The following is a 13,492-nucleotide window of genomic DNA, read 5'->3' on the forward strand; positions in this document are numbered from 1 at the left end:
ACCCCTGGTCAGCGGTCCGTGGCTCCGACGCAGCTTGCCGCCGCAGTAAATGCCGGATTTACCGCGACGGAGCCCCTACCGTGATCATCGCGACCTGCGGCTGGCCGTTCCGGCTGCCGGGACGAGGTGTACGCATTTACTGCGACAGCTCTAGAGAGGTGGGGCGGTCATGTCGATCGAACCAGTGACCGAGATCGGGAACGGGGGCGCGTTGCGGCTGCCGCGCGCCCGCATCGTGCCCATGTCCGCCCCTCCCGCGTCGTACACCGCGGCGGTCGACCGGTACTTGACGGGTGCGGGCATCGCGAAGTCCTCCGCGCGGATCTACCGGATCTCGCTGACGACGTGGGGGTGGATGCTCACCGGCGAGGCGGCGCCGACCGGACCTGCCCGCCGGGGCGCGAAGCCGCCCGTCTTCCCCGTCGCCGCGATCGACGACCCGGCGCTGCCGGAGGTCCTGGCCGAGCTGGCGGCGGCGCGGGCGGAGGCGATGGACGCCGACACCGTCAACCGGGAGCTGTCCATCGCGCGCAAGGCGATCGGCTGGTGGCAGCGCCAGGGCTGGATCGAATGCGATCCGACGATCGGGATCGAGCGGCGGCCGGCGCCGCCGGACCGCACCAAGGCCCTGGCGGAGAACCAGATCGCCGCCCTGTGGCGGCTGGACGTCGGGCTCCGGGAGAAGGCGCAGTGGAAGATGCTCTACGAGTCCGCCGCACGGGCTGATGAGCTGCTGTGCCTGAACGTGGAAGACCTGTACCCGCAGGACAAGCGCGGCAGGATCACCGCCAAGGGCGGGGCGACGGAGTGGATTCACTGGCAGTCCGGGACCGCCCAGCTGCTGCCACGTCTGATCGCCCGCCGCACTCGCGGCCCGCTGTTCCTCACCGACCGCAAAGCCCCGGCCGGAACGCCGACGCTCGACGTGTGCCCGGAGACCAGCCGGGCCCGGCTCTCCTACCGCCGGGCTGAGGAGATCTTCGAGGAGAACACCCGGCTGCTGGCCAACCCGCTCGCCTCACCCGAGGACATCGAGGACCTGGACGGCTGGACACTTCACCGGCTCCGGCACAGTGCCCTGACACACGACGCCGAGGGTGGCACATCCACCCCGATGCTGCTGGCCCGCTCCCGCCACGCCTCCGTGCGCTCCCTGGAGCGGTACGCCCGCCCCGGCGTCGACTCGGTCGCCCGGCACGTCGCCGAGCGGGACCCTGCCGCCCGCCGTCACAAGTGAGTCCGAGCGCATCAAGGCTTCAAGATCATCCCGTTGCCCCTTTGGCCCGTATCTCGGTCACACCCCTTGAAGACGCTGGCCAGGCGCCTGATCTGGTCGGCGCTGACCCTTGCACCCCCAGGCGCCTCCTTGCGTTTCTCGTAGCAGTAGAGGCAGTCGATGTCGCACGTCTCGCCGCGCGTCTTGACGATGACCGACACCGCGGTGCCGGTGTCATCGGCGTTCAGGCTTCGGTAGAGCCCGTCGATCGGTTGGCGCTGTTCTGTGCTGAGGTTCATCGGCTGCCCCCTCCTGTGCTGCCGTGACCGGATGGCTGGCTAGTCGGACAAACGCCCCAGCAGGGCGCCCTGGCCGGACTGGAGAATGTGCGCGGCCTCCAGCGGGATCCAGAAGCACTCGAAGTGAGTCGGCTCCTGCTCGCCGTCGTGGTCCTCCTGGCTCATCCACCGCTCCGGGGTCGGCTCGGTGAGCTCCAGGTGGAAGGCGTGCCGGTGCTGGATCTCGAACCGGTACGGGCTGATGTCGTACTCGGTCTCGCCGAGCTTGCGGACGATCTTGAAGTCCGACAGCCCAGTCTCCTCGCGGGCCTCGCGCAGAGCAGCGGCCTCCGGGATCTCACCGGGGCGGATGCTACCCGCGGGGACCTGGATGCCGACCTCCTCGTAGGAGTAGTCGGTGTGGCGGAACACCAGCAGGCGCCCGTCGCGCACGACGTAGACGAGGACCTTTTCCTTCGTGACCTTCTCGGGCATAGCGAAATCCTCCACTTGGTACAGATGCTGATTCGTGGGCCCGGCCGGGGAGAGGCTCGGGGACTGCTTATTCCCGGGCCGACTGTGACCGGTCGGTGCCGTAGGGAAGCCCACGAGTCTAGGCCCCCAACTTGGCTTCGAATCAGCGCTATTCAGTCGATGAGCCGGCCAGCAACGGGCCTGCTCGCGGCTCGAGATACGGTCCGACGCCCGGCCCTCGTTCGGGTGTGCGATGGCGAGCCCGCTGCCGGTACGCGAACCCTCGTTGCCGCCCGATCAGCCATTTCGCGGGCATGGCCAGACGGGAGAGGCCGATCGCGACGGCTGCCCTGATCCGCCCTTCGATCACCCACGCTGCTGGGCAGATTGAACTCCGCCCAGCAGCGCTTGCCCGTCGCCGTCAGATCGGCACCGTGGCGGTCAGCGATCACTGATACAAGATGCAGACCGCGCCCGGACTCGGCGCACTCGCTCAAGGGCTCGGGCCGCGGCAGGACCTTTGCGACGTCGTGCACCTCGACCACGAGCACCGGCCCCTCCTGGTAGACGCTGACGGTGACAGGCCCCGACCTGGTGTGGCGCACGGCGTTGGTGATCAGCTCGCCGGCCGCCAGCTCGATTCCGTCCAGTGCCTCCTCGTCGAGCCGTATGCCCCAGGAACGGATGCCGGCGACGACGCGGTGTCGTGCCTCCTGGGCGGCGGCTGGCGAGTGAGTGACAGTGAACGCGAGCTGGTGGTGCGCTGCCATGAGCGGGCCTCCTGGGCTGCCTGACTTGCGTAACCACGGCGGATACTCGGCCTCGCAGGGCCGCTGTCTTGCCGGGGCGAAGACGAAGTGTTCCCGGCGGCTCCCGCCTGAACGAGGCCCTGAGCAACGCCGAACGCAGCCCTTTCGTGCCTAACCGATGTCTATTCGCTGTCCGCCTGGAATTTCTGGACAACAGATCTGCGATCGACGGCTGTTGATGTCTAGCGTGGAGACCGGATAAGGACCCCGGCATGAGGGAGCGGCTGTGGAGCCATCAGGACCGACCCTCTTCCAGACCCTGATCAACCAGCGGGGCTGGCAGGACTACCAGGTCTTCAAGCGGCGCTACGAGCAGGCGGCCAAGCAGTTAGCCGAGCTGGAGGGGCCACCCTCGATCGCTACCGCGACGATCGAGAAGCGGCAGTTCTTCCGGTACGCGCACGGCGAGGTCCGGACCCCGCAGACCGTCGCCCGCCGCGTCCTCGAGTTCATGTTCCCGGGCATCCCGGCCGCCCGACTCCTCGGGCCTGCGGAGCCCAAGCCGACGGCCTCGCCGCACCACCCGGCGGCTGACGACCGCAACGCAGTGGATCCATCCGAGTACGGCCTTGAAGACGTGGTCATGGCGGCGGCGAATGAGTCGGCGCAGTTCGCGGCCAGGGCAGAGAGCAGCAACGTGGGACCGCACACGCTGGAGCAGCTGGAAGCTGACATCCGCCGCCTCGTCATTACGTACCCCAACCGGCCCGTCGGGCCCCTGTTCCGCGAGGTACGTGCCCTGCGCGACCGCGCCTTCGAACTCCTCGAAGGACGTCAGCCACCGCGGTACACCTCCGACCTCTACGTGGGCGCTGGCGTCCTCTGTGGCGTATTGGCCAATGCCAGCTTCGACCTGGGCCGCTACGACGCGGCCGAGACACAGGCACGCACCGCCTTCCTGTTCGGCGAGCTCGCCGGCCACAACGGACTGCGCTCCTGGGTGCGCGGCCTCCAGGCACTCATCGCGTACTGGGACGGGCGTCCGGTAGATGCCGTACGCCTCGCCGACTCCGCAAGCGCGTTCACCCCCGAATCCGGCACGGCGCAGATCCGGCTGGAGAGCATCAAGGCACGCGCCTACGGCCAGCTCAACCGGGGCAGCGATGCCCTGGCCTCCCTGAGTGCCGCCGACCGCTTGCGTGAACGTCTCGTCGAAGGTGACGAACTGCCAGGCGGGATGATGGCCTTCCCCGTCGAGAAGCAACTCTTCTACTCCAGCAGCACGCACCTGTGGCTGGCAGGCACCCAACACCTCAGCGCTGCCGAGGCTCGCGCCGACGAGGCTGTGGAGATGTTCCAGTCTGCGCTGCCGGAGCAGCAGAGACTCGGCGAGATGTCCCTGGCCCGCATGGACCTGGCCATGGCTCGGCTGGGCCGAGGAGACATCGACGGGGCCGCGACACAGATCCACGCCGTCCTCGGGGTCAGCGCCCGGCGCCGCACCGAGAGCGTAGACCGCCGGATCGGCCACTTCAGCCGTCAGCTCGCACTGCACCCCGGGGCCGGATCACCTGCCGCGATCGGCCTTCGTGAGGTGATCATTGCTCATCAGGAACGCATGCCCGCTCAGCTCCCGCCAGGAGGCAGCCAGTGACGACCGTGACCCTCTTGCACCCCGGCGCCATGGGCGCGGCCGTCGCCGCCCAGGCCGTCAAGGCAGGCCACGAGGTGCTGTGGGTGCCGAAAGGCCGCAGCGACGCGACCCACCGACGCGCGAAGGAAGTCGGCGCCACGGCGTGTGACTCGCTCGACGAGGCGCTGGAACGGAGTGAGATCGTCCTGTCGATCTGTCCTCCGCAGGCCGCCGAAGACGTGGCGACCACGGTCGCCGGCCACGCCTTCGCAGGGGTGTACGTGGACGCCAACGCGATCAACCCTCAGCGAATGCAGCGAATCGCGGAGGAGATCAGGCCGGGCGCCATGGTGCTCGACGGTGCGATCTTCGGCCCGCCGCCCGGTGGCCAGCGGGCTGCTCGCCTCTACCTCGCCGGCGAAGCCCAGGCAGTGGACACGGTCCAGCCCGTGTTCAAGGACACCGCATTGCACGTCCGCCGCGCGAGCGGCAGCGTCGGATCAGCCTCCGCGCTGAAGATGGCGTTCGCCAGCTACCAGAAGGCCGCCCGAACCCTCGCCGGCGTGGCCCACGCGCTGGCCGACGCTCATGGCGTCGGCAACGAGCTCACGGCCGAGGCGCAGGTGATGGCGTCCAACATCCTCTCCGACCCTGGATATCTGCCCAGCGTGGCCGCACGCGCCTGGCGCTGGGCTCCGGAGATGGAGGACATCGCCGAAACGCTCCGCGCCGCCAGGTTGCCTGCGGATATGGCCGAAGCGGCGGTCGCGGTCATGGCCCGCTGGGAAGGAGACAAGGACCACTACGACCTGTCGGTCGCAGAGGTCTTCTCCCATTTGCGGGAACAGCCTGCTCGCTGAGTGGCAGCCGCCTCAAGACAAGATCTCCTTGAGGATGTCGACCTCGCAGTCCTGCCCGGTGGCCGGGTCGGTCACGGTGAAGCGGGCGGACAGCGGGGCGGTCTCCAGCGCGTGCACCTTCCAGCCGCGGGCTTCCAGGCCGGCGCGGAGCGTGGCCGCGATGTCGGCCATGGGCGCCGGGTTCTCGGTGGCGACATCGAGGTCCTGGCTGGGGCGGTTCACGAGGCGGTGCGCCCGCACGGCATACCCGCCAGTGAGGACCAGGGGATACGGGGAGCCGAGGGCGATCACATCCGCCAGGAGCCGCGCGTGCAGCTCCGGCATGTCCGTCACGCGGCTGCCTGGGTGCGGGAGGCGAGCTGAGCGAAGGCGTCCTCCCACACGGTGCGCACGGTGCGGCCGACGAGAGTGCGCAGCACCGGCCACAGCTGGAGGAGCAGGTCCTGGTTGAGGTAGCGGGGCAGGTCGTCGTGCAGGCCCTCATGCAAGACAGTGCGGTACAGGCCCATGCGCTGGCGCGGCTTGCCCAGGTCGTACGAGGTCATCCCGGACCAGGCCATGTGCAGCGGCAGCTCGACGACCCCCTGGGTCGGGCCGTGCAACTCGTCTAGCGACTCCGGCAGACGGCACCGGAACTTCTCCCGGTACAGTGCGAGGTCCTCGGCGTCCGTGCCCGAGAGGTTCTTCGACGCGGGTGCGGGGTGGTGCGGGCTGGAGGGCATGCCTCCCATTATGGCGGCAGCTTCCCGCTCGCCGAGCAGCTGGACGCGGCCGATCACCGGCCGACATCCACCGGCAGGAAAGTCGGAACGGTCCGCCGCCGCGGCAAACTCGTTGGGGCGGCGTCTCTGGACATGCGGACGAGGGCAATGCGGTAGAGGGCTGAGTTGGCTCCGCGATTACCGCTGCGCGGGACGGCAACCAAGGCCCAGATCCGCGCCTTGGTTGCCGGGAAGGAGGCCGGCTGCACCGACGTACTCACCGTGGCCGGGCTCCCTGTCCCGGCCACGGCATGGGACTCGCCGAGGTGATGGTCGCGCTCGGCATCGCCTCCCAGACCAGCGGTGTGTGGTCCATGCCCGTCACGCTCCCGACCCCCGAAGACGAACTGCCACTTGCTCGCACGCGGATCTCCGGTCTGGCCCGCCTGCGGGCAGCACAGGGCCGCCCGCTCGAAGGCTGACGAGCGACCCAGTCGCTGGGTTGTATGCAGCAGGCGTACAGGCGCATGTGCGCCCTCGTGCATCGCGGGCCTCCGCTTCTGCAGTGGAGAACCCAGGCCTTGAGGAGGCTGCTGTGGCAAGGATCGTGGAGGGGAAACACCGGCCGCCGATCGGGGACGACGGGCACCAGCCGAATCGGCCCGTACCGCCGCCCCCTCCTCCCCCTTTGCTTCCACCCCTCCGCCTGCCTGGTCATCGACGGGAAGGTGGTCGCCTTCGCCGAGGAGGAGCGCTTCTCCCGCCGCAAGCACCACAAGGACTCCCGGTCCTGCGCGGTGGCCGCGGACTACTGCCTGTCCGAGGCCGGCATCACCCCTGGCCGACGTTGACGAGATCGCCATCGCCTTCAACCCGGCCTGGCCTACGCCGAGCAACATCTGCACGGACGCCGAGCTGATCGCCGAACTCCTCGCCCCCGCCCTGTTCGGCCACCACCGGCCCCGGCAGGTCACCGTGGTCGAGCACCACCTCGCGCACGCCGCCTCCGCCTTCCACCCCAGCGGCTTCGACGAGGCCGCCGTCCTGGTGGTCGACGGCTCCGGCGACGGCGTCTCCGCCACCCTCGCCCACGTCTCCGGCCCCCTCGCTGGGTGCCTGGCCGACTGCCGGTACGTGCACGAGCCGCGGACCGACGAGGACCGGCTCACCGACCACTCTGCCCTGACGGTCGCCCTGGCGCTCAACGCCGGGGCGCCGCTGGACGTGACCGACCCGGCCGCGGCGGACGCCGCGGCGCCGGCGCTGTTCTGACCCTGCTGCAGAATCCACCCGAGGAGGACAGCATGAAGGTTGACACCTGGGACTACGTGACGCGGCTGCGGAAGTGGCTCGACGCGGACGCGGCCCCGACGTCGGTGCAGGACGCGCGGCTCCTGCGCGTGCTCAAGATTTCTGAGGAACTGGGGGAGGTCGCGGAGGCCCTTCACGGGGCGCTCGGCGCCAACCCGCGCAAGGGTGCGTCCCACGACTGGGGGGACGTGGCGAAGGAACTCGCGGACGTCATCGTGACGGCCATGGTCGCCCTGGACACCGTGAGCGGGGATGGCGCGACCGTGGTGGAGCAGCAGCTCCAGGGCCGCGTGGAGGAGAAGATCACGGCGGCCGGGGACATCCGGCTCCTCCAGGTCCTCGCGATCAACGGGGACATGGGGGGAATCGCCGTCGCTGTGTACGGGGCACTGGGCACGGGTCCGCACGGTGAGGCAGCCGAGTGACGCACACGTGGGAGGACGTGGAGGCACGCCTCGGTCGGCTCATCCTCACGGCCGCCGCCGCGCTGGACGACCTCACCGGCGATGCCTGGGACACGGTGGATGAGCGGCTGCGTTTCCTCGTGGCGAGGGTCGCGGCCTAGTACTCCAGCCGTAGATCGTGATCTTCATGCCTGAGTGGCTTGGCGTCGGTAGTGGCTGGCCTGGGATCGGGCCTGGTGGCGGCGTCGCCAGTCGGACCAGCCGAGCCGGTGGACGGCGTCGTGGACGGGTTGGACGACGAGCGTGACGAACAGTCGTTGGATCTCGTTGCAGGTGAGCGGTATGAGGGCTTCGGGTGCGGGGTGGCGGGCGTGTTCGTCCGCGCGGACGACGGCCAGGAAGGCGTGGGCGAGCATGACCAGGGTGACCCAGCGGGACCAGGACGGGTAGCGGCGGACCTGGTGCTCGTCCAGGGCGGCCAGGCCCTTGCCGGACTGGAAGAACTCCTCCACCCGCCGCCTTGATCCAGCAACTCGCACCAGGGTGGTCAGCGGCACCGGTACGGGCGAGTAGCAGCGGTAGTACGCGAGTTCGCCGGTGCTGCGGTTGCGGCGGATGAGCAACTGGCGATTCCCGGGCCGGGAGTCGACGAGGTCGATGACGACCCAGTCGTAGAAGCGGTGGCCCTTGGCTCCGGCCCCTGCGGACAGCTTCTGCCAGGCCCGCTTGGGCACCTTCTTGGCCAGGGCGTCCGCGCGGAACTTCCCGGCGCCTGTGGTGACTTCGTGCGAGCAGGCCACCGCGAGGACGTAGCCGGTGCCGCGTTCCTCCAGCGTGGTTCGCAGCGTCGGGTTGCCGCCGTAGACCTCGTCCCCCGCAACCCAGGCGGCCCGGTGGCCGGCGTCCAGGAACCGGGCGACCATGCGAGCGGCCAACTCCGGCTTGGTCGCGAACCCTGTCTCCTCGCCGAGCCCGGCGGCCCGGCAGCGGTCGGAGTCGGAGGTCCAGGAGCGAGGAACGTACAGTTCCCGGTCCACCGCGGCGTGTCCGCGTCGTCCCGCGTAGACCAGGTAGACAGCAACCTGGGCGTTCTCGATCCTGCCCGCGGTGCCGGTGTACTGCCGCTGCACGCCGACCGTGCCGTTGCCCTTCTTCACGTCGCCGGTCTCGTCGACTACCAGAACCGCCTGGCCGTCGTGCAGGTGCTCCACCACGTAGCCACGCACGTCGTCGCGGACCTGGTCGGCGTCCGACTTGGCCCGCCCGAGCAGGTGCTGCATGCCGTCCGGGGTCCTCTCTCCGGCCCACTCGGCGATGGTCCAGCAGTTCTTGCGCGGCAGGTCCGACAGCAGGCCGAGTACCAATTGCCGGACCCGACGCCGGGGTTCGACCCGCGTGAACCGGCCTGCGATCCGGCTCATCAGGCCCTCGAAAGCCTCCTGCCAGCGGGCAGGGTCTACGCTGTGACCTGCGGCCACCACATGATCGTTTGTCTTCACACGCCGATGATCAACGGTGGCCGCACCCGTCTCCACAGCGTGTCAGGGTCGCGCAGCGTTTGCCTGCCGTCCTGTGTCAGGAGGACATGTGCAACGTGGCGAAGTCTGGTGGGTCGAGTTCGACGAGCGGCGGCTGGTCGTACTGCTGTCGGTAGACGACGCGTCCGGGATCCGGGCGATGCAGGTCGTCGCTCCGGCGGGCGTCGACATCAGCGGTCTGGGCGTCGAAGTGCGAGTTGGCGCCATGGAAGGACTGCCTTTCGAAGGCGTGCTGCGGTTCGCCCTCGCGCGTCCAGGCTTTACCCCTTGCACGTGGCTAACCACCGTGTCCCGGGACGACCTGATCGAGCGGGCAGGCGTCCTGTCCTCCCCGAAACTCAGCGAGATTGAGGATGCCCTCCGTCTCAGCGGACAGGCGAAGGAGCGGACCCCGGCGACAACCGCGAAGCTCAGCGAGATAAGGGACGCCCTCCGTCTCGGCGGCCTCGGGTAGGCGGGGAAGGAACCGACACCTCCCGATGGCGTGGCCGATCTCGTCCAGACGATCAACGCTGGCCACCTGTCTCCTCGGCACCCTTCACCATCGAGATCACGAACTACGGCTGGAGTACTAGGCCGGACATGAGCCTCAGCTGACCCGCTCCACCCTCTGTACGGAAGGGCCCGCACGGCAGTGCGGGCCCTTCCGCGTCATCCCCTACTTTGCGGACGCACACGTCCTAGTGGGGCGTATCCCGCCTCCCCGGTGGGAGATGAGTGGGAGACAAGTGGGAGATGATCATGGCGGGGGGCTGCAATCAGGCGCTAGGGAATGCTAGATAGCGCTACCTGTGCGGCCCTGGTTCAGCCGCCGGATTCGCCCGCGTGTGGGCTGAGCACACCGGCTCCCACCAGCACGAACAGCAGGATGCCGAGGATGATCCGGTAGATCACGAACGGCATGAAGGACTTTGTGGTAATGAACTTCATGAACCAGGCGATAACCGCGTAACCGACGAAAAAAGCAATGATCGTCGCGAAGATCGTCGGCGCCCAGGACACATGGCCGCCCTCGCTCGCGTCCTTCAGCTCGAAGACCCCGGATGCCAGGACCGCAGGGATGGCGAGGAGGAAGGAATAGCGGGCCGCCGCTTCGCGGGTGTAGCCCATCAGGAGTCCACCACTGATGGTCGCGCCCGACCGGGAGACACCGGGGATCAGCGCCATCGCCTGGCAGAACCCGAAGATCAGCCCGTCCTTGACGCTCAGTTCCTTGAGTGTCTTGCGCTGCTTGATCGCGCGGTGCTTGCCGCCGCTCTCGTCGCGGGCCGCGAGCCGGTCGGCGATGCCGAGGACGATGCCCATGACGATCAGGGTGGTGGCGATCAGGCGCAGATCGCGGAACGGGCCCTCGATCTGGTCCTTGAACGTGACGCCGAGTACGCCGATGGGGATCGAGCCGATGATGACGAGCCAGCCCATCTGGGCATCGTGGTCACCCCGCATCGACCGGTCGGTGAGCGAGCGGGACCACGCGGAGATGATCCGGGCGATGTCCTTGCGGAAGTAGATGAGAACGGCCGCCTCGGTGCCGATCTGGGTGATCGCGGTGAAGGCCGCGCCCGGATCGTGCCAGCCGGCGAAGGCCGCCGTGAGCCGCAGATGGGCGCTCGACGAGATCGGCAGAAACTCGGTGAGCCCCTGGACGAGTCCGAGGATGAACGATTCGAACCAACTCATGGGGCTTGTGCCGTCCCGGATGTGATTGTGCAGCGGCATGCAGGTGCAGCGTGCGGTGCAGTCAGGTCAGTTCCGGGCAGCGTATCGTTCGCGACCTTCGCCGCTGCGGGAAGGCCCCCCTCTTACGCACCGGAACGCTGTCCCGAGTGCGCCTCGCCGTCGCGCAGATGGTGACGCTTGCGCCAGGCGACCACCAGCGCGCCGAGGCCCGTCAGCGCGATGAACCCCATCGCGATCAGGAAGGTCGGCGACGTCGGGGAGGCGGCGCTGCTGCCCGCGACGACGTACGCCGCCGTGTTCGGGATGGAGCCGAGCCCCGTCGCCAGCAGGAATGGCAGCCAGCCCATGCGGGATACGGCCGCACAGTAGTTGGCGGCGGCGAACGGCACCCCGGGGAAGAGTCTGATGGCCAGCATCGTGCGGAATCCGTGCCGGCTCAGCTGACCGTCCGCCGCCAGCAGGGCCCGCCCGCGCAGCAGGGGCCGCAGCGCGTCCTGGCCCAGCACCCGGCCGAGCCCGAAGGCGATCCCGGCGCCCAGCACCGTGCCCGCGACGGCGGAGGCGAGCCCGGCCTGCGTGCCGAACAGGGCGCCCGCCGCGAGATTGAGGAGCGGGCGCGGTACGAACGCGGCCGTGCAGAGCCCGTACGCGACTCCGAACAGCACGACGGCCACGCCACCGCTCAGCTGTGGTGGCCAGCCGGCTCTGAGCAGCTGCTGCGGCTCGAAGGTCAGCACTGTCGTGGCGGCCGCTGCGAGCACCACCACGAGAAGTGAGAGCCGCGACCAGGGGGAGAGCAGCACCCTGGTGCAGCGAAGAGTGAAACCGGCAGGCCGTGTAACGGGGTCGAGCATCGGGGGAGCGTAACCGACAAGGGGATGTGATCGCCGTAATGTGCGTCGCACGGCCACCGCAGGACCGGACAGGCGAAACGCCCGTACCCCGCCCGAGCAGCGAACACTCCGGTATCCCCCGGCGACCGATGTGACACGTGACGCACGAGCCCCGGTGCGCCACAGCCCCGGCCCGCCTGCGGCGAGCGGCTTCGTGCCGGGAGGCGGGCAACTTCCTTGCCGCGCAGCGAAAATCATTCGACGCGCCCCCTTGGGTAGGCCATGATCGGCGCTATGAACAGGTACGCCTTCCTCGCAGCGAGGTCCGCAGTCGCGGACGCGCCGAAGGCTGCCGCATTCCCCGCAGCGGCCGCAGTCGCCGCTGCCGCAGCGTCGCTCGACGGCGCCCGAAGCTGACCCTTCCCGGATCGTCCGGCGGACCCCACAGGGGGAGGGTCGGCGAGGCCCAGGGGTCCCTATCACGCTTCGACCTTCCGAGGAAGATCACCATGCCCAAGACGGCATACGTGCGCACCAAGCCGCACCTGAACATCGGCACCATGGGCCACGTCGACCACGGCAAGACCACCCTGACCGCCGCCATCACCAAGGTCCTGAGCGAGCGCGGGAGCGGCACCTTCGTGCCCTTCGACCGCATCGACCGGGCCCCCGAGGAGGCGCTGCGCGGCATCACCATCAACATCGCGCACGTCGAGTACGAGACCGACACCCGCCACTACGCGCACGTCGACATGCCGGGCCACGCCGACTACGTCAAGAACATGGTCACCGGCGCCGCGCAGCTCGACGGGGCGATCCTCGTCGTGTCCGCGCTAGACGGGATCATGCCGCAGACCGCCGAGCACGTCCTGCTCGCCCGCCAGGTCGGTGTGAACCACATCATCGTCGCCCTCAACAAGGCCGACGCCGGTGACGACGAGCTGATCGACCTGATCGAGCTGGAGGTCCGCGAACTGCTCTCGGCGCACGGCTACGGAGGAGACTCCGTGCCCGTCGTCAGGGTCTCCGGGCTCAGGGCGCTGGAGGGCGACCCGCGCTGGAGCGCCGCGATCGAGGCGCTGCTGGACGCGGTGGACACCTACGTACCGATGCCAGTGCGCTACGTCGACGCGCCGTTCCTCATGCCCGTCGAGAACGTCCTCACCATCACCGGGCGCGGCACCGTCGTCACCGGCGCGGTGGAGCGCGGCGCCGTACGCGTCGGCGACCGGGTGGAGGTGCTCGGGGCGGACACCGAGACGGTCGTCACCGGCCTGGAGACCTTCGGCAAGCCGATGGACTCCGCCGAGGCCGGTGACAATGTCGCCCTGCTGCTGCGCGGCATCCCGCGCGACGCGGTCCGCCGCGGGCACGTGGTGGCGGAGCCGGGCAGCGTCACGCCCAGCCGGCGCTTCACCGCGCAGGTGTACGTCCTGTCGGCGCGGGAGGGCGGCCGTACGACGCCTGTCGCGACCGGCTACCGGCCGCAGTTCTACATCCGCACCGCGGACGTCGTCGGCGACATCGACCTCGGTGACGCGGCCGTCGCGCGACCCGGCGACACGGTCACCCTGACCGTCGAGCTGGGCCGCGACACGCCGCTGGAGCCGGGGCTCGGCTTCGCGATCCGCGAAGGCGGACGCACGGTCGGGGCCGGCACGGTGACGGCGCTGCTCGACTGACGGGCCACGGGCCACGGGCCACGGGCCACGGGCCACGGGCCACGGGCCACGGGCCACGGGCGACGCGAGCCGCCCCGAGACCCTGCGCCCGTCTCCCCAAGTACCCCTGGGAAGACGGGCGCAGGGCCGTGCG

The 13,492-nt window shown here is 69.5% G+C and carries 18 protein-coding genes and 1 pseudogene; 11 read left to right on the plus strand and 8 right to left on the minus strand.

What is annotated here, in order from left to right; all coding sequences use genetic code 11:
• The first annotated feature begins 169 nt into the window (after nucleotides 1–169).
• The gene (locus QMK30_RS12020; RefSeq protein ID WP_283517532.1) at nucleotides 170–1,237 is read left to right on the plus strand and encodes a tyrosine-type recombinase/integrase; all 1,068 of its coding nucleotides are present in this window, start codon (nucleotides 170–172) and stop codon (nucleotides 1,235–1,237) included.
• 11 nt (nucleotides 1,238–1,248) lie between these two features.
• On the opposite strand, the gene QMK30_RS12025 is transcribed toward QMK30_RS12020, so the two are convergent.
• The 3 genes from QMK30_RS12025 to QMK30_RS12035 form a co-directional block, all read right to left on the minus strand.
• Nucleotides 1,249–1,515 (minus strand): hypothetical protein, encoded by a 267-nt coding sequence (locus tag QMK30_RS12025; RefSeq protein ID WP_283517533.1) that lies wholly within the window; start codon nucleotides 1,513–1,515, stop codon nucleotides 1,249–1,251.
• Nucleotides 1,516–1,554: 39 nt separating this feature from the next.
• On the minus strand, nucleotides 1,555–1,989 hold the full coding sequence (locus QMK30_RS12030; RefSeq protein ID WP_283517534.1) for an NUDIX hydrolase: 435 nt from the start codon (nucleotides 1,987–1,989) through the stop codon (nucleotides 1,555–1,557).
• A 152-nt stretch (nucleotides 1,990–2,141) separates the two neighbouring features.
• The gene (locus tag QMK30_RS12035) at nucleotides 2,142–2,738 is read right to left on the minus strand and encodes an ATP-binding protein (protein ID WP_283517536.1); all 597 of its coding nucleotides are present in this window, start codon (nucleotides 2,736–2,738) and stop codon (nucleotides 2,142–2,144) included.
• Nucleotides 2,739–3,003: 265 nt separating this feature from the next.
• On the opposite strand from QMK30_RS12035, the gene QMK30_RS12040 reads away from it, so the two are divergent.
• Both QMK30_RS12040 and QMK30_RS12045 read left to right on the plus strand, forming a co-directional pair.
• The gene (locus tag QMK30_RS12040; protein ID WP_283517538.1) at nucleotides 3,004–4,371 is read left to right on the plus strand and encodes an NsdA family TPR-like regulatory protein; all 1,368 of its coding nucleotides are present in this window, start codon (nucleotides 3,004–3,006) and stop codon (nucleotides 4,369–4,371) included.
• Nucleotides 4,368–5,210, plus strand: a complete 843-nt coding sequence (locus QMK30_RS12045; protein ID WP_283517539.1) for an NAD(P)-dependent oxidoreductase — start codon at nucleotides 4,368–4,370, stop codon at nucleotides 5,208–5,210. The genes QMK30_RS12040 and QMK30_RS12045 overlap by 4 nt, the downstream gene beginning before the upstream one ends.
• A 21-nt stretch (nucleotides 5,211–5,231) precedes the next feature.
• Here QMK30_RS12045 and QMK30_RS12050 read toward each other — a convergent pair.
• Nucleotides 5,232–5,534, minus strand: a pseudogene (locus tag QMK30_RS12050) (nucleotidyl transferase AbiEii/AbiGii toxin family protein); the annotation flags it as partial.
• 5 nt (nucleotides 5,535–5,539) lie between these two features.
• Nucleotides 5,540–5,932 (minus strand): hypothetical protein, encoded by a 393-nt coding sequence (locus QMK30_RS12055; RefSeq protein WP_266869216.1) that lies wholly within the window; start codon nucleotides 5,930–5,932, stop codon nucleotides 5,540–5,542.
• A 290-nt stretch (nucleotides 5,933–6,222) separates the two neighbouring features.
• On the opposite strand from QMK30_RS12055, the gene QMK30_RS12060 reads away from it, so the two are divergent.
• The 5 genes from QMK30_RS12060 to QMK30_RS12080 all read left to right on the plus strand — a co-directional run bounded on the left by QMK30_RS12060 (nucleotide 6,223) and on the right by QMK30_RS12080 (nucleotide 7,787).
• Complete coding sequence (locus QMK30_RS12060) at nucleotides 6,223–6,393, plus strand: DUF6042 family protein (RefSeq protein ID WP_171053193.1); 171 nt, start codon at nucleotides 6,223–6,225, stop codon at nucleotides 6,391–6,393.
• Nucleotides 6,394–6,639: 246 nt separating this feature from the next.
• Entirely contained in the window at nucleotides 6,640–6,762 is a 123-nt protein-coding gene (locus QMK30_RS12065; RefSeq protein ID WP_283517540.1) for a hypothetical protein, read from the plus strand.
• 124 nt (nucleotides 6,763–6,886) lie between these two features.
• On the plus strand, nucleotides 6,887–7,183 hold the full coding sequence (locus tag QMK30_RS12070; RefSeq protein WP_283517542.1) for a carbamoyltransferase N-terminal domain-containing protein: 297 nt from the start codon (nucleotides 6,887–6,889) through the stop codon (nucleotides 7,181–7,183).
• Nucleotides 7,184–7,215: 32 nt separating this feature from the next.
• Nucleotides 7,216–7,647 (plus strand): MazG-like family protein, encoded by a 432-nt coding sequence (locus QMK30_RS12075; RefSeq protein WP_349362064.1) that lies wholly within the window; start codon nucleotides 7,216–7,218, stop codon nucleotides 7,645–7,647.
• Entirely contained in the window at nucleotides 7,644–7,787 is a 144-nt protein-coding gene (locus tag QMK30_RS12080; RefSeq protein WP_283517543.1) for a hypothetical protein, read from the plus strand. The genes QMK30_RS12075 and QMK30_RS12080 overlap by 4 nt, the downstream gene beginning before the upstream one ends.
• Nucleotides 7,788–7,811: 24 nt before the next feature.
• Here the strand turns inward: QMK30_RS12080 and QMK30_RS12085 are convergent, their stop codons facing one another.
• Nucleotides 7,812–9,047 (minus strand): IS701 family transposase, encoded by a 1,236-nt coding sequence (locus tag QMK30_RS12085; RefSeq protein WP_283517753.1) that lies wholly within the window; start codon nucleotides 9,045–9,047, stop codon nucleotides 7,812–7,814.
• A 166-nt stretch (nucleotides 9,048–9,213) separates the two neighbouring features.
• Between QMK30_RS12085 and QMK30_RS12090 the strand changes: the two genes are divergently transcribed.
• Complete coding sequence (locus tag QMK30_RS12090; protein ID WP_283517545.1) at nucleotides 9,214–9,618, plus strand: type II toxin-antitoxin system PemK/MazF family toxin; 405 nt, start codon at nucleotides 9,214–9,216, stop codon at nucleotides 9,616–9,618.
• A gap of 350 nt (nucleotides 9,619–9,968) precedes the next feature.
• On the opposite strand, the gene QMK30_RS12095 is transcribed toward QMK30_RS12090, so the two are convergent.
• Together QMK30_RS12095 and QMK30_RS12100 are read right to left on the minus strand one after the other, a co-directional pair.
• Nucleotides 9,969–10,844: an undecaprenyl-diphosphate phosphatase gene (locus QMK30_RS12095; protein ID WP_283517546.1), complete on the minus strand. Its 876-nt coding sequence runs from the start codon at nucleotides 10,842–10,844 to the stop codon at nucleotides 9,969–9,971.
• Between the two features lie 122 nt (nucleotides 10,845–10,966).
• Nucleotides 10,967–11,698, minus strand: a complete 732-nt coding sequence (locus tag QMK30_RS12100; protein ID WP_283517547.1) for a TVP38/TMEM64 family protein — start codon at nucleotides 11,696–11,698, stop codon at nucleotides 10,967–10,969.
• Between the two features lie 273 nt (nucleotides 11,699–11,971).
• Here QMK30_RS12100 and QMK30_RS12105 point away from each other — a divergent pair, with 273 nt between their 5' ends.
• Together QMK30_RS12105 and tuf are read left to right on the plus strand one after the other, a co-directional pair.
• On the plus strand, nucleotides 11,972–12,094 hold the full coding sequence (locus tag QMK30_RS12105) for a hypothetical protein (protein ID WP_283517548.1): 123 nt from the start codon (nucleotides 11,972–11,974) through the stop codon (nucleotides 12,092–12,094).
• Nucleotides 12,095–12,186: 92 nt separating this feature from the next.
• On the plus strand, nucleotides 12,187–13,359 hold the full coding sequence (tuf, locus tag QMK30_RS12110) for an elongation factor Tu (RefSeq protein ID WP_283517550.1): 1,173 nt from the start codon (nucleotides 12,187–12,189) through the stop codon (nucleotides 13,357–13,359).
• Nucleotides 13,360–13,492: the final 133 nt, after the last annotated feature.

Source organism: Streptomyces sp. H27-C3, assembly GCF_030063415.1.
Lineage (GTDB): Bacteria > Actinomycetota > Actinomycetes > Streptomycetales > Streptomycetaceae > Streptomyces.

Coding starts and splice junctions, on each gene's coding strand:
- QMK30_RS12020 (WP_283517532.1), top strand. CDS start 170: ATGTCGATCGAACCAGTGACCGAGATCGGGAACGGGGGCGCGTTGCGG.
- QMK30_RS12025 (WP_283517533.1), bottom strand. CDS start 1,515: ATGAACCTCAGCACAGAACAGCGCCAACCGATCGACGGGCTCTACCGA.
- QMK30_RS12030 (WP_283517534.1), bottom strand. CDS start 1,989: ATGCCCGAGAAGGTCACGAAGGAAAAGGTCCTCGTCTACGTCGTGCGC.
- QMK30_RS12035 (WP_283517536.1), bottom strand. CDS start 2,738: ATGGCAGCGCACCACCAGCTCGCGTTCACTGTCACTCACTCGCCAGCC.
- QMK30_RS12055 (WP_266869216.1), bottom strand. CDS start 5,932: ATGCCCTCCAGCCCGCACCACCCCGCACCCGCGTCGAAGAACCTCTCG.
- QMK30_RS12060 (WP_171053193.1), top strand. CDS start 6,223: ATGGGACTCGCCGAGGTGATGGTCGCGCTCGGCATCGCCTCCCAGACC.
- QMK30_RS12075 (WP_349362064.1), top strand. CDS start 7,216: ATGAAGGTTGACACCTGGGACTACGTGACGCGGCTGCGGAAGTGGCTC.
- QMK30_RS12085 (WP_283517753.1), bottom strand. CDS start 9,047: ATGAGCCGGATCGCAGGCCGGTTCACGCGGGTCGAACCCCGGCGTCGG.
- QMK30_RS12095 (WP_283517546.1), bottom strand. CDS start 10,844: ATGAGTTGGTTCGAATCGTTCATCCTCGGACTCGTCCAGGGGCTCACC.
- QMK30_RS12100 (WP_283517547.1), bottom strand. CDS start 11,698: ATGCTCGACCCCGTTACACGGCCTGCCGGTTTCACTCTTCGCTGCACC.
- QMK30_RS12105 (WP_283517548.1), top strand. CDS start 11,972: ATGAACAGGTACGCCTTCCTCGCAGCGAGGTCCGCAGTCGCGGACGCG.
- tuf (WP_283517550.1), top strand. CDS start 12,187: ATGCCCAAGACGGCATACGTGCGCACCAAGCCGCACCTGAACATCGGC.